The 19,948-nt window shown below is 73.7% G+C and carries 16 protein-coding genes; 7 read left to right on the top strand and 9 right to left on the bottom strand.

What is annotated here, in order from left to right; translation table 11 throughout:
- Positions 1 to 71: 71 nt before the first annotated feature.
- Positions 72 to 296: a type II toxin-antitoxin system Phd/YefM family antitoxin gene (locus ACO229_RS15010; RefSeq protein WP_397429856.1), complete on the top strand. Its 225-nt coding sequence runs from the start codon at positions 72 to 74 to the stop codon at positions 294 to 296.
- Positions 287 to 682 (top strand): type II toxin-antitoxin system VapC family toxin, encoded by a 396-nt coding sequence (locus ACO229_RS15005; protein ID WP_397429857.1) that lies wholly within the window; start codon positions 287 to 289, stop codon positions 680 to 682. Before ACO229_RS15010 ends, ACO229_RS15005 begins: the two co-directional genes overlap by 10 nt.
- A 31-nt stretch (positions 683 to 713) precedes the next feature.
- Here ACO229_RS15005 and ACO229_RS15000 read toward each other — a convergent pair whose 3' ends face one another.
- The 4 genes from ACO229_RS15000 to ACO229_RS14985 are packed head-to-tail and all read right to left on the bottom strand — an operon-like array spanning position 714 to position 4,192.
- Positions 714 to 1,442: an aminotransferase class IV gene (locus ACO229_RS15000; protein WP_423461979.1), complete on the bottom strand. Its 729-nt coding sequence runs from the start codon at positions 1,440 to 1,442 to the stop codon at positions 714 to 716.
- Positions 1,443 to 1,471: 29 nt separating this feature from the next.
- Positions 1,472 to 2,443, bottom strand: a complete 972-nt coding sequence (locus ACO229_RS14995) for a Dyp-type peroxidase (protein ID WP_397429859.1) — start codon at positions 2,441 to 2,443, stop codon at positions 1,472 to 1,474.
- A gap of 10 nt (positions 2,444 to 2,453) precedes the next feature.
- Positions 2,454 to 3,098, bottom strand: a complete 645-nt coding sequence (locus tag ACO229_RS14990) for a response regulator (RefSeq protein WP_397409606.1) — start codon at positions 3,096 to 3,098, stop codon at positions 2,454 to 2,456.
- Positions 3,095 to 4,192, bottom strand: coding sequence for a sensor histidine kinase (locus tag ACO229_RS14985; protein WP_423461978.1), 1,098 nt, complete (start codon positions 4,190 to 4,192; stop codon positions 3,095 to 3,097). Before ACO229_RS14985 ends, ACO229_RS14990 begins: the two co-directional genes overlap by 4 nt.
- A gap of 112 nt (positions 4,193 to 4,304) precedes the next feature.
- On the opposite strand from ACO229_RS14985, the gene ACO229_RS14980 reads away from it, so the two are divergent.
- From ACO229_RS14980 to ACO229_RS14970, 3 genes are all read left to right on the top strand, one after another.
- The gene (locus ACO229_RS14980; protein WP_423461977.1) at positions 4,305 to 5,087 is read left to right on the top strand and encodes an ABC transporter ATP-binding protein; all 783 of its coding nucleotides are present in this window, start codon (positions 4,305 to 4,307) and stop codon (positions 5,085 to 5,087) included.
- The gene (locus ACO229_RS14975) at positions 5,084 to 5,857 is read left to right on the top strand and encodes an ABC transporter permease (protein WP_423461976.1); all 774 of its coding nucleotides are present in this window, start codon (positions 5,084 to 5,086) and stop codon (positions 5,855 to 5,857) included. The genes ACO229_RS14980 and ACO229_RS14975 overlap by 4 nt, the downstream gene beginning before the upstream one ends.
- 72 nt (positions 5,858 to 5,929) lie before the next feature.
- Positions 5,930 to 7,036, top strand: a complete 1,107-nt coding sequence (locus ACO229_RS14970; protein ID WP_397409612.1) for an AI-2E family transporter — start codon at positions 5,930 to 5,932, stop codon at positions 7,034 to 7,036.
- Positions 7,037 to 7,061: 25 nt separating this feature from the next.
- Here ACO229_RS14970 and ACO229_RS14965 read toward each other — a convergent pair whose 3' ends face one another.
- Complete coding sequence (locus tag ACO229_RS14965; protein WP_423461975.1) at positions 7,062 to 9,017, bottom strand: D-alanyl-D-alanine carboxypeptidase family protein; 1,956 nt, start codon at positions 9,015 to 9,017, stop codon at positions 7,062 to 7,064.
- 474 nt (positions 9,018 to 9,491) lie between these two features.
- Between ACO229_RS14965 and ACO229_RS14960 the strand changes: the two genes are divergently transcribed.
- A complete protein-coding gene (locus tag ACO229_RS14960; RefSeq protein ID WP_423461974.1) occupies positions 9,492 to 12,251 on the top strand; it encodes a DUF7507 domain-containing protein in 2,760 nt (919 codons plus the stop codon).
- A gap of 356 nt (positions 12,252 to 12,607) precedes the next feature.
- Entirely contained in the window at positions 12,608 to 14,263 is a 1,656-nt protein-coding gene (locus ACO229_RS14955) for a LuxR C-terminal-related transcriptional regulator (protein ID WP_423461973.1), read from the top strand.
- A gap of 39 nt (positions 14,264 to 14,302) precedes the next feature.
- On the opposite strand, the gene ACO229_RS14950 is transcribed toward ACO229_RS14955, so the two are convergent.
- The 4 genes from ACO229_RS14950 to ACO229_RS14935 all read right to left on the bottom strand — a co-directional run bounded on the left by ACO229_RS14950 (position 14,303) and on the right by ACO229_RS14935 (position 19,927).
- A complete protein-coding gene (locus ACO229_RS14950) occupies positions 14,303 to 15,271 on the bottom strand; it encodes a patatin-like phospholipase family protein (RefSeq protein WP_397429868.1) in 969 nt (322 codons plus the stop codon).
- A 161-nt stretch (positions 15,272 to 15,432) separates the two neighbouring features.
- On the bottom strand, positions 15,433 to 16,737 hold the full coding sequence (locus tag ACO229_RS14945) for a glycoside hydrolase family 125 protein (protein ID WP_423461972.1): 1,305 nt from the start codon (positions 16,735 to 16,737) through the stop codon (positions 15,433 to 15,435).
- Positions 16,734 to 19,067 (bottom strand): glycoside hydrolase family 3 N-terminal domain-containing protein, encoded by a 2,334-nt coding sequence (locus tag ACO229_RS14940; RefSeq protein WP_423461971.1) that lies wholly within the window; start codon positions 19,065 to 19,067, stop codon positions 16,734 to 16,736. The genes ACO229_RS14945 and ACO229_RS14940 overlap by 4 nt, the downstream gene beginning before the upstream one ends.
- Positions 19,064 to 19,927: a carbohydrate ABC transporter permease gene (locus tag ACO229_RS14935; protein ID WP_423461970.1), complete on the bottom strand. Its 864-nt coding sequence runs from the start codon at positions 19,925 to 19,927 to the stop codon at positions 19,064 to 19,066. Before ACO229_RS14935 ends, ACO229_RS14940 begins: the two co-directional genes overlap by 4 nt.
- Positions 19,928 to 19,948 lie beyond the last annotated feature (21 nt).

Below are 19,948 nucleotides of genomic sequence, written 5' to 3'. Positions count from 1 at the left end.
TCCTCGTGCTAGGCGTGCTGCCTGGTCTGGTCACCTCGACCAGACCAGGCAGCACCCGCGATGATCGGGACATGACTGTAGTGAACGTCCAGGAGGCGAAGACACACCTCTCCCGTCTGATCTCCCGTGCTCAGCACGGCGAGGAGGTCGTGGTCGCGCGCTCCGGGCGGCCTGCGGTCCGTCTGGTCCCGGTAGAACCGGTGGCCGAGCGCACGTTCGGCACGGTGCCGCTCTCCGTCCCCGACGGTTTCTTCTTCGACGAGCTCGACGAGGCGGAGCTCGCCACGTGGGAGTGACCTACCTTCTCGACACCCATGCGTTCGTCTGGCTGCTCAGCTCGCCCGAGCGCATGACGGAGACGCTCCGCGCACAGCTCGGGTCGACCGCGAACAGGCTCCTGGTCTCGGCCGTCTCGGCGATGGAGGTCGCCGCCAAGGTGCGCCTCGGCAAGCTCGATGCGGCCGCCACCCTGGTGAGCACCTGGGAACGCCGGGTCGATGATCTCGACGCGGAGACCCTGGACCTCACGACCGCGCACGCGCTGCATGCCGGATCCATGCCGTGGGCTCACCGAGACCCGTTCGACCGGTTGCTCGCTGCTCAGGCGATCGTCGAGAACGTCGTACTCGTCACGACCGACGCCGCGTTCGACACGCTCCCGGACGTTCGCACCGCCTGGTAGAAGCCACGCCGGAGCGGTCCTTCCGAAGGGTTCAGACCGCGTCCCACGGCACCGCAGCGAGACGGTCCACGAGGGGCGTGAGCAGCGGGGACGCGTCGGGAAGCGGGAGGTCGTCGATCGAGGCGACGGCGACCACGCCGATCGAGTTGACCAGGAAGGCGCCCGCGAACCCGCCGACCTCGGCGAGCGGGACGGGCCGGCTGACCGACGGCGTGGTCGCCTCGACCAGGCGCATCGCCGTGCCGTGGAGCTGCGGGGCGTCGGGCCACACGACCGAACCGTCCGGCTCCAGGAACCCGATGTTGGCGATCGACGACTCCGCGACGGCACCGTCCGGGGTGGTGAGCACGGCGTCGTCGTACCCCTGGCGCCGCACGCGGCGGGCCCACTCGATCTGGGCGAACCCGCCCAGGTGCTTGAGGTGCGCGAACGGGCGCACGTAGGGGACCGACCGCAGCCGTTGCGGCTGTGCCGGCGGACGGTTCGGGTCGGCCACGGACACCACCACGTGCTCCGCGTCGCGGAGCGTCACGCGCACGGAGGCGTCGGCGGTCCCGGCCAGGGCGTGGCGCACCAGGTCGCGGACCCGCTCGCCCGGCAGAGGCCGGTCGAACAGCTCCCGGTGCGCGGCATCGAGCCGGCCGAGGTGGTGCTCCAGCCCCTGGACGCCGCCGTCGCGCACCTGCATGGCGGTGAAGTGGCCGTACGTGCTGAACAGGTCGGACGGCGCGGCGGGGTGACCGTCGGTCTCGATACGCACCGTGCGACCTTATCCGGCGGCGCGGTGGCTCAGCCGGCCAGGTCCGCCAGCAGCGTGCGGGGCGGCACGAAGAAGGTGCTGCCGGTCAGCGGCGTCGAGAAGTCGAGGATGCGGTCGTGCAGGCCGGGCGGGTCCCCGACGAACATGCGCTCCAGCATCCGCTCGATCACCCACAGGCGTCGCGAGTACCCGATGAAGTAGGTGCCGAACTCACCGGCGCCGGGGCGGCCGAACGGCATGTTGTCGCGCAGGATCTCGTACTCGCTGCCGTCGTCGGCCGTGATCGTGGTCAGCGTCTTGTGCGACTTCTGCCCCGCGGTCGCGTCGTCCAGCTCGACGCCGTCGGCCTTGGTGCGCCCCACGATCTGCTCCTGCTGCTCGGTGCTCAGCGCCTGCCACGCCGCGAGCGGGTGCACGTACTTCTGCACCACCACGTAGCTGCCGCCCGCGAACTCCGGGTCCTCGTCGCCCACCAGCGTGGCCTCGGGAAGCTCGGCGCCCACGGGGTTGGCCGTGCCGTCCACGAAGCCGAGGAGGTCCCGCGTGTCGAAGTAGCGGAACCCCGACACCTCGTCGGCGGTGGTGACGGCGGTGCCGAGCGCGTCGAGCAGCAGGCGCTCCAGCTCGAAGCAGAGGTCCTGGCGGTCGGACCAGATGTGGAACAGCAGGTCACCGGGGGTGGCGACGGCGGTGTGCGCAGCGCCGGCGAACTCCCGGAACGGGTGGAGCTCCGCCGGGCGCTCGCGTCCGGTCAGCTCCGTCCAGACCCGGCTGCCGATGCCGGCCGTGCACGAGACCGGATGCTGCAGGTCGCGGAAGCCGACGGTCTTGACCAGGTCGTCGAGCCCGGCGAGGACCTCCCGGACGGTGCGCCGAGCCTCGTCGTCGTCGCGAACCTCCAGGACGAGGAAGACGGCGGACCGGGCCAGGGGCGCACCGACGGCCTGGGGTGCGACCGGCGCGCCGTGCGCGGCTGGTCGGTGGGGTGTGCTGTCCGGCATGTGCCGAACATTAACCGAGGATCCCCAGGTGGAGAGCGCGCAGGACGGCGTTGGTCCGGTCGCGCGCCGAGAGCTTGAGCAGGATGGCCGAGACGTGGTTCTTCACGGTGCCCTCGACCACGGACAGCCCTCGGGAGATCTCGCGGTTGGTCCAGCCCTCGGCCATCAGGCGAAGCACCTCCAGCTCCCGCTCGGTCAGCGGCTGAGCCGGTGGGGTGTCCGGACCGGCGACGTCCGGAACCGAGCGGATGCCGCGCAGCATGCGGCTCGTGATCGACGGCGCGACCAGGGTGCCGCCGTCGGCCAGGGTCCGCACCGCCCGCGTGAGCTGCTCCACGGTGACGTCCTTGAGGAGGTACCCGCGTGCGCCCGACCGCAGCGCGTCGAGGACCAGGGTGTCGTCGTCGAACGTCGTGAGCACGAGCACGGGGACCTCGATGCCCTGCTCACGCAGTGTGCGGAGCGTCCAGAGGCCGTCGTACCGGGGCATGCGCAGGTCGAGCAGGACCACGTCCGGTGCGGTGTCCGTGACGACCGCCAGTGCCGCCTGTCCGTCGTCGGCCTCGCCCACCACATCCACGTCGGCGATCTCCAGGAGCGAGCGGATGCCGTGCCGCACCAGGGTGTGGTCGTCGACGATCACCACCCGCGTCACGTGGGCACCCGCGCGGTGACCCGGAAGCCGTCGGCGCCGTCCAGCTCCACGTCGCCGCCCAGGGCCGCGAACCGTTCGGTCATGCCCCGCAGCCCGTTCCCGGGGACGAGCTCGTGGAACCCGCGACCGTCGTCCGCCGCGGTCAGGACGAGGCCCGGCGGCCGGGCGGCCACCTCGATCCGCAGCGCGCGGGCGTCCGCGTGCCGGAGGGTGTTGGTCACGATCTCCTGCACGGCGCGGACCACGGCGGAGGCCTGCTCCTCGTCGACCTGCACCCCGGCCTCCACCTCCACGCTCACCTCCAGGTCGGGCAGATCGCGCACCACGTCCCGCAACGCCTCGCTCAGGTCCGACGAGGCCGTGCGCAGCTCGCTGACCGTGCGCCGGACGTCGGTCAGGAGGTCACGCGCCACCTGGTTCGCCCGGTCCACGTGCTCGCGTGCCTGCTCCCCGTCCCGGTGCCGGGCAGCCTCCAGCTCCAGGGTGAGCACCGTGAGCTGGTGGCCGATCAGGTCGTGCAGATCGCGCGAGATGCGCAGCCGTTCCGCGGCACGGGCCGATTCCGCGAGCAGTACTGACGCTGCCCGCAGGTCGGCGTGTGCCTGGCTCAGCTCCCGCCGCAGCCGCTGCTCCCGGATGAGCGTGACCGAGCTCAGCATCGTCGCCACCTGGATGAGCAGGTAGAAGCCGACGGTGACCAGGATGTCGGCGGTTCCGCGGTCCTGCAGGACCATGGCCGTCGCGATGACCACCGTGTTCAGCGCCGCCAGCACGAAGCCGGCGCGCAGCGGCATGACGTACACGCTCAGCGCCGCGGTGATCACGAGCAGGATCGGCAGCAGGCCCACGCCCCGCGTCGTGAGCAGCACGGCCCAGGACGTCACGACGCCCGACGCGAAGACGACGTACCGCGCCCGGCCCGGCTCGAACACCAAGGCGACCAGCAGCGCGAGGATCAGCGCGGCGAACAGCGCGACCCACCAGCCGCGCGGGATCGCGAGGTCCACCGCGCCGAACAGCGCCGGCGCGCCGACCCCGACCGAGACGGCGAGCATGGCCAGTCCCGACCACTCGTCCGTACCCAGTCGTCGCATACGAACCACCCTACGGTTGGTGGCGGCGCGGCGAAGGTGCCAGAAGTCATGGTCCACAACCCTGACGATCGGCACGCGCGGGTGTGCCTCCGTCGCGCTTAGCGTCGCTGCCATGAGTCCACGACCAGCACCGCACCAGTCCGGGAGCCGCCCTGCCCCGAGCCGGCCGCGGGCCGCGATAGTCGCCGAGCACCTGCACAAGCGGTACCGCAGCACCACTGCCCTCGCCGACGTGAGCCTGCGCGTGGAGCAGGGCGAGGTGGTCGGGGTGCTCGGCGTCAACGGCGCGGGCAAGACCACCACCGTCGAGATGATCGCAGGCCTGCGGCGCCCGGACGGGGGAACCGTCCGGGTGCTGGGCCTGGACCCGCAGCGGGACAGGGGCCGCGTACGCCAGCTCCTGGGCGTGCAGCTCCAGGATGCCTTCCTGCACGGGGCGCTGACCGTCGCCGAGCTGGTCGGGCTCTACCGCAGCTTCTACCCCGACCCTCGGCCGGCCGGCGAGCTGCTGGACCTGGTCGGCCTGGCCGGGCAGCGTGACGTGCGGTTCGAGAGGCTGTCCGGCGGCCAGCAGCAGCGGCTCTCGATCGCCCTGGCGCTCGCCGGACGTCCGCGGGTGGTGGTCCTGGACGAGCTGACGACCGGCCTCGACCCCCGGGCCCGCCGCCGGATGTGGGCCACCGTGGAAGGCCTGCGGGACGACGGCGTCGCCGTCCTGCTGGTCAGCCACACGATGGAGGAGGTCGAACGCCTCTGCGACCGCGTGGTGCTCCTGGACGCAGGGCGGGTGGTCGCGGTCGACACGCCTGCCGGCCTGGTCGCGACTGCGGGCACGGACACGCTCGACGACGCGTTCGTCGCACTCACCGGAAAGCAGCTGGAGGCCGCCGAATGAGCACCCTCGTCGTCCCGGCCGTCCGCCGCCCGGGCGTCCGGTCCTGGCTGGTCCTGGTCGCGTGCGAGGGAAAGATGGTCGTGCGCGACACGGCCGGTCTCGTGGTCCCCATCGTGCTGCCGCTGCTGATCCTGGTGATGAGTGCCGGGTCGGCGGGCGACCAGCCCGTGGGCAACGGGTACACGGCACTGGACGTGTTCGTGCTTCCCCTCGTCCTGACCGTGGTGCTGGGCACGATCGGCGTCATCAACATGCCGAGCTTCCTGGCGTACTACCGGCGCACCGGGATCCTGCGGCGGCTCGCGGCCACCCCCGCATCTCCGGCGATGGTTCTGGTCGCCCAGGTGGTCGTGAGCGTGGCACAGGCCCTGATCGGGCTCACCGGGGCGTTGGCTGTGGCGTTCGGGCTGTTCGATGCCCGGCTCCCCGCCGACCTCGGTGCGGCCGTCGGCGTGTACGCCCTGGCACTGGCGGCCATGTACGCCGTCGGCATGGTGGTCGCCGCCGTCGCTCCCACGCCGAACTCGGCCGTGGCGATCGGCCTGATCGCGTTCTTCGTCCTCGGTGCGCTGGGTGGCATGTTCGGCGGCCTCTCGACGGTGCCCGGCGTGCTCGCGACGGTCGGGGAGTGGCTGCCGTTCGGCGCCGCCGTGGCCGCGATGTCGGCGGCGTGGGTGGGAGCCGCGGTGGACCCGCTGCACCTGCTGGCCCTGGCGGCTGCCGTCATGGTGGGTGCGACCTTGTCGGCACTCTTCTTCCGCTGGACATGACGACGGGGCGTCGCCACGTGACGAGGTGTCGGAACGCTTCCCCCGAGCCGGTGGGAAGTAGGGTCTGGACCCATGGCCCGTCTGCCGCACCGCGTCGCTCGTGCTCGTGCCGTCCGGCAGCGCGGGCCGGTGGTGGGGTTGCCCGCGCAGCCGTTCGGCTACGCGATGCTCGCCACCCTCGGCGTCGGTGCCGGGCTCGGCGTTCTCGGCGCCCTGGCCGCGGTGGCGACGGTGCTCGTGTACGTCGGGCTCGCACTGTTCCTGGCGCTGGCCCTGGAGCCGGCCATCCGGTTCGTCGCGAGCCGTGGGCTGCCCCGCTGGGCCGCGGCGACCGTGGCGATCATCGGGTTCGTGCTGGTCATCGCGCTCTTCGTCGTCGCGGTGCTCCCGCTGGCCGTCCAGCAGGTCGGCATCTTCGTGGACCTGCTCGTGGATGCGCTCCGCGACCTGCCGAACCAGGCCTGGTACACGTGGACCACGCAGAACCTCGTGGCGCTGGACCTCAACGGCCTGCTGTCGTCCCTGACCGAGCTGCTCACCGACCCCCAGCAGCTCACGGCCATCGCGGGCGGCGTGCTGCAGGTCGGTACCGGGCTGGTCAACGGTGTCACGGCTGTCGTCGTCGTGACCGCGCTGACCATCTACTTCGCCGTCACGCTGCCGACGATGATCGCGGCGCTGCTCCGGCTCGTGCCGCGCTCCCGGCGGGCGCTGACGGGATCGCTGCTGACCGAGGTGCTCGACTCCGTGGGCCGGTACGTCTCCGGGCAGCTCGTCCTGGCGACGGTCAACGCCACCTTCACCCTGATCCTGACGTTGTTCGCGGGCAGCCCCGCGCCGATCCTGCTCGCCGTCATGGCCTTCGTCGCCGCCCTCATCCCGGTGGTCGGCACGGTGATCGGCTCGACCCTCGTGGTGCTGGCCACGCTGACGGTCAGCCCGTTCGCCGCCGTGGTCGTGGCGGTGCTCCTGCTCGTCTACATGCAGGTGGAGGCGTACGTGCTGGCGCCGCGGGTGATGAGCCGCGCCGTGGCACTGCCCGGCGCGCTGGTCATCGTGGCCGCCCTGGCCGGGGCGGCGCTCGGCGGGATCCTGGGCGCGCTGGTCGCCGTGCCGGTCGCCGCGGCCGGGCTGCTGATCGTGAACCGGGTGGTGCTCCCGTACCAGGAGGCTCGCTGAGCGAGCCCCCTGGTACGGCACGCCGTCACCCCTCGCCGGGTGCTCGCGCAGGGTCGGCGTCCGGTGCGGGCGGGGTCGCAGTCGGAGCCGACGCCGCAGGTGACCGGGTCGGTGCCGCGGGCGACGGGGACTGACCGGCGGGCGCCGACCGGGACGGAGCCGGCGACGACGGCGACGGGGCTGCCGTGGGTGCCGCAGAGGACGAGGACGGTGCCGGTGCGGACGTCGACGGTGTCGGTGTCGGTGTCGGTGTCGGTGAGGTCGGCGCGGGCGAAGGAGCAGGCAGGCTCGGCGTCGGCGTCGGCGTCGGCGTCGGGGACGGCGTCGGGGACGGCTCGGGCGACGGCGACGGGCCGGCCGCCGGCGGTGTCGGGTCCGGTTCCTCCGGCGTCGGCCTGGGAGTCGGCCTCACTGTGGGGTCGCCCGGCTTCGCCGCCGGGCTGCTCGGCGTGGGCGGAGCCGCGGGATCGCTCGGCCGCGGCCCGGGGGCGGGCCTGGCCGGCTGCGGCGCCCCCGGCGTCTCGCGCGCCTCGTGGGGCGCACCGGTCGCGGGGCGGCGCGCCTCGTGACCGTCCGGTCGGAGCTGTCGTACGGGCTCGGCGCCGCCGTCGGCGGAGACCGGTGCGCCGCCGTCCGCGGGGGACGGCGCCTCGTCCGCCGGGCCGCCCGGGGTCCAGGTGCCCACGTCGGACGGGTCGATCGCCCGCTGCGGGATCGCTCCCGCCGCGAAGAACTCGAAGTGCCACGGCTCCGGCTTCGTACCGTCCGGGCGCGCCCACGACGGGTTGTCCCAGCCGTACCGCGGGCCGTGCACCCGCAGCCACACGTACTCCGGCGAGGCGCCGCCTGAGATGGGCCGGCCCAGGTCGACCGCCAGGCCCCAGCCGTGGTTGGAGGTGCCGGGAACCGCCGCCAGGTGCGGCTTGGCGGCGGCCACGGCGATCTGCGCCGCGAACGACCGGTAGGAGTCCGTGATGGGGATCGGGTAGCCGAACTCCCGCTCGAACTCGTCGCTCAGTGCCATGAGCCGCTCCGCGGCGTCACAGCGCAGCAGGTGGCCGGGCGCGAAGTCCAGGGGGCACAGCACCGAGGCCGGGATCCGCCCGTTGGCGTACTCGACGGTGGACTCCCCGAAGGACGAGACCACGTCGAGCAGACTCTGCCGCAGGGTGAGGCCGGCGCCCGCTGCGTCGGCCCGCAGCAGCGCCGACTGGTCCCGGCTCTGGCCCGGCGCTCGCACCTCGACCGGCGCGCCTCCGAGCGCCAGGTCGAGCAGGCTCGCCAGCCGGACCGTGGCCAGCACGACCTGCCGGTACGTGACGGGCTCGGTGTCGTCCGCCGCTTCGTCCGACCCGAGGTCGTGCGCGACCAGCCTGTTCGGCGCCTCGTCGTCCGCGCCCGACCCGTCCGCGCCCGACCCGTCCGCGACCGACCCGCCCGCGACCGACCCGTCCGCGACCACCTCGGCCCGGCCCTCGCCGTCCCCCGCCCCGCGCGCGACCGGCGCGTCCTCGACCCGCAGCCCGCCGTTCCGCTCGCCGGTCACCAGCCGCTGCGTCCGGTACGTGGTGTACAGCATCCCGAGCTCGGCGGCCGCCTGTGCCACCGCCGGCCGGAGGTCCGGGCCGAGCTCCGGCACCTGCCGCTCGGCGCGGGCCAGTACCGCTGTGACCTGCTCGAACGTCACGTCCCAGGGGGCGGACGACGTCTGTACGACCACCCTGCCACCCGAGGACCCGGCAAGGCTGTCTCCGCCGGACGACCCGGCGCTCCCCACCACGCCGAACGCCCCGCGCGACATCCCCGCGAGCGGTGCCGTCCGGTCTCGTTCGGTACCGGCCAGGTGCATGCCCGGTGCCGCGGTGAACAACAGACCGCCTGCCGTCACCGTGGCGACGGCGCCCGCCCAGGCGGTGCGCAGCAACCTGCGGTTGCCGGGTCGGGTCGGGGGTGTCACGAGCTCGTTCGCCTGGTCCTGCACGCGTCGCTCCTTCTGTCGGTCCTGGTTTCGCGATGTGCGCTGCGGTGATCCGGATCGTTGGTTTGGTCAAGAAGTCCTTCGCGGCAGACAAAGGAGTATCACGAGTCGCTCCCGCCCACGCGCCGAGCGGGGCGTCGCGGGTGCGGTCGCGGGTGTTTCCGGCGGTGCACGCCCCCTTGTCGGGCATCGGCACCTCAGAGGCGCCATGGCCGACCGGCCGCTCACCTCGTCGTTTGGGCGTCGGACTGCTCGGAGGGGGTGAAAAACGTCCGGAAGTTGATGATCTAGTTGGTGATTTCTTGGGTCCTGGCTGGTGATCGGGCGCGAAGTGGATGGCATTGATTACGCCGTACTGGATGCGGACCGTTCGGTTCGCGAGCGAGGGGACAGCAGATGCGCGTACCAAGGCCGACGACGACGAAGACCCGCCGCGGGTTCTCTCTCGGTCGATACAGACGAGGCCCGGCGATCCTGATGACGCTCAGCCTGCTCGGGGCGGGCCTGGTGGCCACGTCGTTGACGTCGGGGACGTCGAGCGCGGTGGCCGCGCCGGGCAACCCGGGGGTGCCGGGTGACCCGCAGGTGCTCTTCGTCGAGGACTTCGAGAACCGGGCTGCCGGCTCGAACGTGCTCCTGACGGACTACACGGGCGCGGACGGCACCACCTACACGGCCGATCCGTTCTGGGTGGACCGCAACGACTGCAACGGCTTCATCATCAACCAGACCAGTACCCGCGTGGCCGGGGACTGCAGCGGGACGCAGCCCGACGCCTTCGGCGCAGCGACGTTCACCTCGCTGACGGCCCTGCCCTACACGCTCGGCGTCATCAACGGCACCGACCCGGCGGGCAACGCCGCGGCGTCGTCGTACACGTCGGGCAGCTCCGCGGACAACCAGGTCCAGTTCCGGACGGCCAGCCCGCTGGCGCTGACGACCGAGGGCCGGTTCGTCACGTTCTCGGTGGACGCGGTCGCGCAGAACTGTCAGGCCACGCACCCCGAGCTGCGGTTCTACCTCGTCGACGGCGAGGGGACGGAGATCCCGGTGTCCAGCACGGCGATCGACCCGTGCACCGATCCGCGGGGCACGCAGTACACCTCCCCGGCCCAGGACGGCACGACCCGCGTGGTCACCGGCGGCCGCTTCCCGGCCGACGGCTCGACGCTCGTCACCGGCGGAGAGTTCGGCATCGTGATGCGCAACGAGAACGGCGACGGGACCGGCAACGACGGCGCATACGACAACATCCGCGTGCTCGACGTGACGCCGCAGCTCGACAAGGCGTTCAGCCCGACCTCGGTCGCCACGGGCGGTGTCTCCACCCTGACGCTGACGATCACCAACACGAGCGACCTGGCCGCCAAGAACGGCTGGTCGTTCACCGACGACCTCCCCGCCGGCCTGGTCGTCGCCGACCCGTCCGCCGTCGCCACCACCTGCCCGGCCGGTGACGTGACCGCCGTGGCCGGGGCCGCGTCGGTCGCCGCCACGGGCAACCTGGACGCGGGCATGGCGTCGTGCACCATCACGGTGGACGTCACCGCCGACGAGGCGGGCAGCTACACCAACGGTCCCGACAACATCTCGGCGATCGGCCTCGACTACCCGGACCCCTCGACCGTCACGTTCGGCGACCCCAGCCTGGCGCTCGTCAAGACCGCGGGCGAGCCCGTGGACGTCAACGAGAACGGCATCACGGACACCGGTGACACCATCGCCTACACCTTCGAGGTGACCAACACGGGCGACGTCGCGATCGACGACCTGGCGATCGACGATCCCACGGTGGGCGCGATCACCTGCGAGGCGACCTCGGTCGAGCCGGGCGACACCGTCACCTGCACCACCGACGATCCCTACGTGGTCACCGACGAGGACGTCGAGGCGGGTTCCGTCGACAACTCGGCGACCGCCACGGGCACCCCGCCCGGCACGCACACCCCGATCAGCTCGCCGCCCTCGGAGACGAGCACGCCCGTCGAGGCGCCGGACCCCGCCCTCACCGTCGTGAAGTCGGCGTCGCCGTCCGGCCCGGAGGCCTTCACGGTGGGGCAGGAGATCACGTACTCCTTCGAGGTGACCAACACCGGCAACCTGTCGCTGAGCGACATCGCGATCGACGAGACGGAGTTCTCGGGCACGGGCGAGGTTCCGGTCGCGACCTGCCCGGCGGACGTCCTCGCCCCGGGTGACTCGCTGACCTGCACGGCCACCTACACGCTCACGCAGGCCGACGTCGACTCGGGCGAGGTGGCCAACACGGCCACGGCCACCGGCACGCCGCCGGGGGACACCCCGCCGCCCACGTCGCCGCCGTCGACCGTCGAGGTCCCCAGCACCCCGGCGCCCGGGCTCGACGTGGTCAAGACCTCGGACACCGAGAAGATCACCGAGGTGGGCCAGGAGATCGTCTACTCGTTCGAGGTGACCAACACCGGCAACGTCACGCTGACCGACGTCGAGGTCGACGACTCCGACTTCTCCGGCTCGGGGGAGCTGTCGCCTGTCGAGTGTCCCCAGGAGGCCGGCAGCCTCGCGCCAGGGGCGACGGTGACCTGCACCGCGAGCTACGTGGTCACGCAGGCCGATCTCGACTCCGGGAAGCTGACCAACACGGCCACGGCCACCGGCACCCCGCCGGGGGACACCCCGCCGCCCACGTCGCCGCCGTCGACCGTCGACATCCCCGGGACCCCGAAGCCTGGCCTCGAGGTGGTCAAGACCTCGGACACCGAGAAGATCACCGAGGTGGGCCAGGAGGTCACCTACAGCTTCGAGGTGACCAACACCGGCAACGTGTCGCTGGCCGACGTCACGGTCGACGACTCCGACTTCTCCGGGACGGGTGAGCTGTCACCGGTGGAGTGCCCGCAGGAGGCGGCCGACCTGGCGCCAGGGGCGTCCGTGACCTGCACGGCGACCTACGAGGTGACCCGGGCCGATCTCGAGACCGGTGAGCTGACCAACACGGCCACGGCCACCGGTACCCCGCCGGGCGGCACGCCGCCGCCCACCTCGCCGCCCTCGACCGCGACGGTCCCGGTCGCCCCGGACGACGCCGGCCCTCCGGCGCCCCCGGCACCCACCCCGGCCGACGGCCCGGCTGACGGCCCGGACGGTGCGCTGGCCTCGACCGGTGCCGACATCGCCGGGGTGACCGGCCTGGCGGTGCTCTTCCTGCTGACCGGCGTGGCGGCCCTCGTGATCGCCCGACGCCGCACGGTGGGCTGACCCGCACCGTCCCCTCGCGCCGCCGTCGTACGTGGCGACGCGAGGGGACGCCGGCGTGGCGCGCGACGGGGCGAAGAAACGGTCAATTGCCATCTGTGCGGCATATCTTGACCGCCGTTTCGAACGTCCTGTGAATCGGTTTATCGAATGTCTTATAGTGCCGTCGAATGGTTCGTCGGAAACGACGGACCACTCCTGCAGCACCCGTGCCGGTGCGCCCCTGAACAGGGAAGACGCCGGAGACGCCGCTCGTTCCGCCCCCGCCCGCGGGTCGTGGGGCCACACGGCGTCCCGGCGCCCGCACCCGGCATCGCGGAAGCGCGCCGACGGCACGGTGGAAAGGGGATGCACCCACTTTGTCCGACGATGTTGCGTGGGCGGAGCCGTCCGCACCGGTGTTCCGGGCAGGGACCGGCCGGACTCTTGACGACGGCGCTCTGCGGGCCTTCTCCGCGGGAGACCTGGACACGCTGGAGGACCTGGCGGACCGCTGGTGGTTCGAGCTGCCCGCCCGCTACGGCACGGAGCTGCTCGGCCTGCTCGAACGGCTGCCCGCCACGGTGACTGCCCGGCGTCCCCGGCTGCTCATGGCCGGCGTGCTGGCCTACCAGCTCGCCGAGGCGGGTGACGACGTCCGGCTCCGGGCCGCGATGCGCCTGTTCGAGCTGCACGGCGTGCGTCTGTCGAAGCGGCTCCGCTCGTTCACGCGCCCCGGCGACGCGGTCGCCGCCGGGGTGCTCGCGATGCACGCGGCGCGGGCCCGCGGCCAGTACCGCACCGCGGAGGGGATCGGCGCCTGGCTCGAGGAGCACCTGCTCCGGACGGATGCCACCGGTGCGCTGCCCTGGAGCGCGGACCGCCGCGTGGGGCGTCCGGGGCTGATCGCCCTGAACCGGGGCGTGACGGAGATGCTCGCGGGACGTCCCGCCGACGCGGTCGGGCACCTTCGGCGCGCCCACGAGCAGGCAGGCCCGCCCCCGTTCCAGCACTTCGCGGGCGCCTCGGCCGCCGCGAACCTCGCGCTGCTGGCCGCCGTGCGCGGGCACCACGGGATGGCCGGGGCCTGGCTGGAGCGCATCCGGCGCAGCGGGCCGGTGCCGGCCTGGCTCGAGGGGCACCTGCTCCTGGGTGCGACCATCGCCCAGGCCCTCCTGGCGATCGACCGGCTGGACCTCTCCACCGCGCGGCAGGCGCTCGACCGGGCGGGTTCCGCCGAGGAGCAGGGTGACCTGTGGCCGTTCCTCGCGGCCGCCCGGGCGGCGTACGCGGTGGCCTCCGGGGAGCCGGTGAGCGGTCTGCTCGGGCTGGACGCGGCCTGCTTCGCGCACGGGATGGCGGCCCGCCCGGGCCCTGGCGCGCACCCCGTGCTGCTGCGCGCGCACGCCGACCTGCTGGCCGCGAGCGGGGAGGGCAACCGGGTGGTGGCACTTGCCGAGAGCGCCGGTGCCGGCGACCTGCTGCCGCCCGTCGCCCGGGTGCGGCTCCTGGCCGGCGACACGGACGGTGCGCTGGCGGTGGCCGGGCGGGCGGCGCGCGACGCCGCGGTGACCCCGCGCGACGCGCTGGAGCTCCAGCTCGTCATCGCCCTGGCGCACCTGCGCACGGGAGATCTCGACGGGGCCCGCACGCGCTTCGACCACGCGGTCGAGGTCGGGCGGCAGGGGCTGTACGCCCCGTTCGCGCTGTTCCCCCGCTCCGAGATGCTGGAGCTGTGCCGGCTGACCGGCACCGACCCCCGCGACGTGGGGGCCATGCGGTCCGCCGACGACGACCGGCACCCCACCTCCGGACCGATCGTGCTGCTCACCCGGCGGGAACGCGCGGTACTGGCCGGGCTGGCCGCCGGTGACAGCGCTGTACGCATGGCGGCGGCCCACGGCGTCTCGGTCAACACCGTGCGTACCCAGGTGCGCAAGGTCTACCGCAAGCTCAACGCATCGAGCCGCACCAGTGCCCTCGCGCGCGCCGGCCAGCTCGGCCTGATCCCGCCGGAGACACCCCGGAGCGCCTGACCGCGCGGGGCCGTGCGGCCCCGCGCGGCCCGGACCGCGTCAGCCCCAGAGCTCGCCCAGCCGCTCGGCGAGGGCCTTGCCCTGGTCCCGGCCGGCCCGGGCGGCGAGCGGCCGCAGGGTCCCGTCCATCGCGTTGACGCCGAACAGGTGCTCCGCGTCGGGGCCCGGGGCCACGGTCTCGACCCGGCTGCCGCCCGCCCGCAACGCCTCGACCTGGGTGGCGAGGTCGAGGCCCCAGGCGGCCGGCGTGAGCGTCCGGCCGCCCAGCGGCGACAGCACGAGCACGCGCGCGTACCCGGCGGCCAGGTCGGCGTTCTCGGCGTTGGTGCGGTAGCCGCCGTCGATGTACCGGCCGTCGCCGATCGCGTAGGCGGCGCCGCTGGAGCAGCTCGCGGCCACGGCGTCGGCCAGGTCCACGCCGCTGGACCGGTCGAACACGACCGGGGCGCCCGTGCGGGCGTCCACGGCGGTGAGCAGCACCGTCCGCCGGGGCCAGGTCTGGACGGGCAGCCGCGCGGCGACGATCGCCCGCCACCGCTCCTGCCGGTGCTCGTCCTGCGTCCCGGCCAGGTCGAGGGCCGCCGCACCCACCCTGCGGCGCAGGTCGGCCGGGTCCGTGGCGGCGTCGATGATCGCGCGCATCCGCGCCAGGTGGTCGGTCACCGGCGCCGCGGGGTCGGTCCTGCCGTGCGCCGCCGGGGCGGTCCGCCCGGTGCTCGCCGGAGCGGTCCGGGGCGGAGGGGCCGTCAGGGCGCCGTCGAGCAGCTCGGCCGGGCTCGCGCCCGCGAGCTGGGCCGCGGCGGTCGAGCCGGCCGACGTGCCGACGGTGAGGTCGGCGGTGGTCACGTCCAGCCCGGCCTCGGCCAGACCGGCGACGACGCCGATCAGCCACGCGTTGCCGGTGGATCCGCCACCGCCCAGGACGAGCGCACGCTCGCCGGCGGGTATGCGCCCGGTGGCGTCGACGGACGGTACGGGGGGCAGGGCTGAGGAAGGTGTGGTGCTCATGGGAGTCGCCTCTCGCGTGGTGCGTGGGCGGGTGCTCCCGGAGGCGGCTAGCGCCGCCGCGCGATCGTGGGCTGCGGGGGAGCACCCGGTACGGTCACTGCGTCCACGGGTCTCACCTCCTCGGCTCGGGTCACGATCTGCGGCGACGCTAGCACACGTCGTCAGGCGCGGGTCTCGTCCGCCACCACCAGGGCGACCTCGCAGAACATCGAGTCGGCCCACGAGAACCACGGGCGGGAGTACGCGGTCGGGTCCGAGGCGTCGAACGACTCGTGCATGCGCCCCGTGCCGCCGTCGGTCCGGGCGAGGACGTCGAGGATCCGGACCCGGTCCTCGGGCGTCCCGGTGAGCGCCTCGACGGCCAGCGCGATGGGCCACACGCGGCCCGGCAGGGTGTGCGGGCTGCCGACGCCGCTCGCCGCCGTGCCCGTCATGTAGTACGGGTTGGCCGGGCTCAGCACGAACTCCCGGGTCGCGCGCCAGACGTGCGCGTCGAGCACGTCGGGGGCGTTCAGCGGCAGCGACAGCAGCGACGGCGTGTTCGCGTCGTCCATCCGCAGCACCCCGCCGAGCCCGTCCACCTCGTAGGCGTACGTGCGGACGCCGGGCGCGTCGCCTGACGGACCGGGCTCCGTGACGATGCCGAACTGCTCGACACCCGTCACGAGCTCGCCCGACAGCGTCCGCGCGTCGTCGGCCAGCCTCTCGTCGCCGAGCACCCCGGCCGCGAGGTCGGCCACGGCGAGCAGGGCCTGTGCCGCGAACAGGTTCGCCGGGACGTTGTAGCCGTAGGTGCAGGCGTCGTCGGACGGGCGGAACCCGCTCCACGTCATGCCCGTGCGCCCGACCGCGGTGCCGCGTCCCTCGCGAGCCAGCGTCTCGGTCGGGATCGTGGTGTCGCGCTGGAACCGGTAGGCCGACGCGTCGTGGTCCTGCTCGGTCCGGAGCTGGTCCACGATCGTGCGCAGCACCCGGTGGGCCCGCTCGTCGAGAAAGTCCGTGCGGCCCGTGGCCCGCCACAGGGTGTGGGCGAGCGTCACGGGGTAGGCGAGGCTGTCGATCTCGTACTTCTGCTCCCAGACGTGCGGGTCGTCGCACACGTCCTCGGGGTCGTAGTGGGCGCCCGTCGGCCCGTCGTTGAACGCGTTCGCGTACGGGTCGTGGTCCAGGCAGGCGAGCTGGCGGCGCACGACGGCGGCCACCAGGTCGGCCAGCGGCGGGCACGAGCCGAGGAACCGCAGGTAGGGCGTGAGCTGGGTCGTCGAGTCACGCAGCCACATCGCGGGGATGTCGCCGGTGATGACGAACGCGCTGCCGTCCTCGCCGAGGGTGATCGTGTCGGTGAGGGTGCGCAGCAGCGCGGCCTCGACCATGTCCCCGACCCGGGCGCCCGAGGTGGCGCGGACCCGGTCGGCGGCGTCCCGCAGCGTCGTCGTGATCGCGGGGTCGAGGTGGGTGGACGTCATCGTTCCCAAGGAGTGGCTCCGTTCTCGTCGGTGACCCGGACCGTGACGGCGTCGGCTGGCGGGTCGGGCTCCGGTGTGCACCAGATGCTGAGCGTGACCGGGTCGGCCACGGGCTCGCCGCCCGCCCACGACCCGAGCTGGTCGAGGCCCAGGTCGAACGGCACCGTGGTGGTGCCGCCCGCGGGGACGACGGTACGCCGCACGGCGAGGAGCTGCCGGCGCCGCGGCCGCACACCCCGCTCGTGCCGGCGGCCGTAGAGCGGCACGGAGAGGGACCGGTCCGTCGCGGCGGTGCTCGTGACCTCGACGGTCAGCCGCACCCCGCCGCCGTCGGCCAGGGCAGCCGCCGTGATCGCCGGCCCGCCCGCGGTCCCGGCCAGACGCGACGTCGTGCCGTCCACGTGCGCGGTGCCGAACGGCAGCGCCCGGAGCACGTCCGTGTCGACGTAGCCCCGTGCGGTCTCGCGCCGCTCGTCGTGCGCCACGGGCAGCACCCCGTCGTCGGCGGGGAACGTCGCGGGCAGCCGGCCGGAGGCCGTCCCGTCGCACAGCGCGGCGGCGACCGCCTCCCCGCCGGCCGGGCCGGGGAACGGCACGACGAGCAGCGCGTCCACCAGGTCCCGGAGGGCGGTCAGCGCGCGGGGCCGTCCGTCGATCACGACGCCGACCACCGGCGCCCCGGACTCGCGCGCGGCGCGGGCCACGGCGAGCTGCGCCTCGGGCAGCGCCACCGACGACAGGTCGACGCCCTCGCCGTTCGTCGTGTCACGGGCGGGGCCCGCGACGGCGCCGTTGTCGGCGAACTCGTCGTCGTAGGTGCGCCGGCTGGTGCCGCCGAGCACGACGACGCAGACGTCGGCGCCCGCGCAGGCGGCCCGCACGGCGTCGAGCGCGCCGGGATCGTCGAGCGGCGCCCGCAGGCGGCTGCCCTCGGCGTGCCGCACGCGCTCGGCGCCGAACCGCGCCGTGAGCGCGGAGCGCACGGTCGAGGCAGCAGGATCGGGCACGGGGCGCGGCGGCGTGTAGTCGCCGAGCTGCGCCTCCAGGTCGTCCGCGTTCGGCCCGACGACGGCCACCGTCGCGCCCGGGCGCAGGGGGAGCAGCCCGCCGTCGTCGACGAGGACCACGGACTGCCGGGCGGCCCGCTCCACGAGCGCCACCACGTCACGGCCGGCGGTCGCGTCGGCCTGCCCTGCGGCATCGCGAGGTGCGTCGCCGAGCAGGCCCAGCCGCCGCTTCAGGCCGAGCACCCGGTCGACCGCGCGGTCCAGCGTCGCCTCGGCGACGAGCCCGCGGTCGATCGCGGTCTCCAGGTGCGTGAACGCCTCGTCCCAGAGGCTCAGGTCGACGCCGGCCCGCAGGGCGAGGGCCGCGGCGGAGGCGGGGTCGGGCGAGCTGTCGCGGAGCCGGTCGACGGCGGTGCCGTCCGCCATGACGACGCCCTCCCAGCCCCACCGCTCACGGAGGGTGCCCGTGAGCAGGTCCTCGTTCGCGCTGCAGGGCACCCCGTCGATGTCGTTGTAGGCAGCCATGAAGCCGGCGACGCCCGCGCGTGCGGCGGCGTGCGCGGGCCGCAGGTGGATCTCGCCGAGCTCGCGCCGGCCGATCGGCGCACCCGAGCCGTTGCGCCCGCCCATGCCGGCGCCCTGGGCGGCGAGGTGCTTGGCCACGACGGCCACGTGCGCGCCGTCGATCGGGTCGCCGGCCGAGGCGGTGCCCTGCATGCCGCGGACCGTGGCCTCGACCAGCAGGGCGGCCAGCGCCGGGTCCTCCGAGAAGCACTCCTCGGCGCGGCCCCAGCGTGGGTCGCGCAGCACGTCCAGCCCGGAGACCAGCGTGACGTGGGTGCCACGGGCCCGGGCCTCGGCGGCGACGGCGGCCGCGAGCTCCTCGGTCAGGTCGGCGTCCATGCCGGCGCCGAGTGCGAGGTTCACGGGCAGCGTGGTGCCGCCCAGCGCCATGAGGCCGTGGGGCGCCTCCTCGACGAATAGCACCGGGATGCCGTCGCCGTAGGTGGTCACGTGCTCCTGCACGGCGGCGTAGGCCTCGGCGCTGCGCTCGGGCGGTACGCCGTTGTCCCAGCGCACCGCGGACCACGGGTCCGCGCGGAGCACGCCGTAGACCGCGCCGAGCCCGCCCCAGCGGTCCACCTCGCGGCGCAGCAGGTCGGTGACGCGGGGTGCGCCGTCGACCCAGCGGACCGCCTCCCAGCCCTTGAGACGCTGGTTGACCTGGCCGATCCGGGTGGCGAGCGGCAGCGACGCCGCGCTCGTGCCGGACGTGCGGGTCACCGGGGTGGCCCGCACGTCCGACAGGTGGGGGTGCGTCATCCCTTGACCGCCCCCGACAGCAGCGCGCGCTGCATCTGGCGCTGGAGCACGGTGTAGACGAGGTACACGGGCAACAGTGTGAACAGGGTGCCGGCCATGAGCACGCCGTAGTCGGTACCGGCGTCGACCTTGAGCGTGGGCAGCGCCACCTGGATGGTGCGCTGCGCGGTGTCGGGGCCGATCAGGATCAGCGGGTACAGGTACGCGTTCCAGAACGACAGGAAGTTCAGCAGCAGCACCGTCGCGATGCCCGGCACGCAGATGGGCAGGTAGACCTGCCGCAGCACCTGGAGCGACGACGCGCCGTCCATCGAGGCCGCCTCCTCCAGCTCGCGCGGGATGGTGCGCATGAACGAGGTGAGGATGACGATCGACAGGGGCAGCGCGGTGGCCGGCAGCAGGAACACCACGAACGTGCGGGTGTGGAACAGGCCGAGCGCGGCGGCGAGCAGGAACGTGGGGAACAGCGCCGCGAACGACGGGATGAGGAACCCGAGCGCGAAGACGCTCTCGACGATCTTGCCGGCCCGCCCGCGCGCCCGCGCCAGCGCGAACGACGCCGGCAGCGCGAGCAGCAGGGTCAGCACGAGCGCGGCGACCGTGGTCAGGGCGGAGTTGGCGACGGCGAGGCCGAGGTCGGCCTGCTGGATCGCCGTCGTGAAGTTGGAGAAGTCGAACGTCGTCGGCAACGCGAGCGGCGACTCGAAGATCTCCTCGTTCGTCTTGAACGAGGAGACGATGAAGTAGTAGAAGGGGATCACCAGCAGTGCGGCGTAGATCCACGCGAGCGTGCCGCTCGTGATCGAGCCGATGCGGTCGCGCAGGGGGAGTCGCCGGGCGACGGTGGCGCGCTGAGCCATGAGGGTCTCCAGGGGAGGTCG

It is taken from the genome of Promicromonospora sp. MS192, assembly GCF_049532985.1.
Lineage (GTDB): Bacteria > Actinomycetota > Actinomycetes > Actinomycetales > Cellulomonadaceae > Promicromonospora.
This window is presented reverse-complemented; position numbering and strand designations above follow the sequence as displayed.

Bases quoted from the DNA above. Each gene is read 5' to 3' on its own strand.
- ACO229_RS14960 (WP_423461974.1), top strand. From the start codon at position 9,492: ATGACGCTCAGCCTGCTCGGGGCGGGCCTGGTGGCCACGTCGTTGACG.
- ACO229_RS14980 (WP_423461977.1), top strand. From the start codon at position 4,305: ATGAGTCCACGACCAGCACCGCACCAGTCCGGGAGCCGCCCTGCCCCG.
- ACO229_RS14995 (WP_397429859.1), bottom strand. From the start codon at position 2,443: ATGCCGGACAGCACACCCCACCGACCAGCCGCGCACGGCGCGCCGGTC.
- ACO229_RS14975 (WP_423461976.1), top strand. From the start codon at position 5,084: ATGAGCACCCTCGTCGTCCCGGCCGTCCGCCGCCCGGGCGTCCGGTCC.
- ACO229_RS14950 (WP_397429868.1), bottom strand. From the start codon at position 15,271: ATGAGCACCACACCTTCCTCAGCCCTGCCCCCCGTACCGTCCGTCGAC.
- ACO229_RS14940 (WP_423461971.1), bottom strand. From the start codon at position 19,067: ATGACGCACCCCCACCTGTCGGACGTGCGGGCCACCCCGGTGACCCGC.
- ACO229_RS14945 (WP_423461972.1), bottom strand. From the start codon at position 16,737: ATGACGTCCACCCACCTCGACCCCGCGATCACGACGACGCTGCGGGAC.
- ACO229_RS14985 (WP_423461978.1), bottom strand. From the start codon at position 4,192: ATGCGACGACTGGGTACGGACGAGTGGTCGGGACTGGCCATGCTCGCC.
- ACO229_RS15010 (WP_397429856.1), top strand. From the start codon at position 72: ATGACTGTAGTGAACGTCCAGGAGGCGAAGACACACCTCTCCCGTCTG.
- ACO229_RS14935 (WP_423461970.1), bottom strand. From the start codon at position 19,927: ATGGCTCAGCGCGCCACCGTCGCCCGGCGACTCCCCCTGCGCGACCGC.
- ACO229_RS14970 (WP_397409612.1), top strand. From the start codon at position 5,930: ATGGCCCGTCTGCCGCACCGCGTCGCTCGTGCTCGTGCCGTCCGGCAG.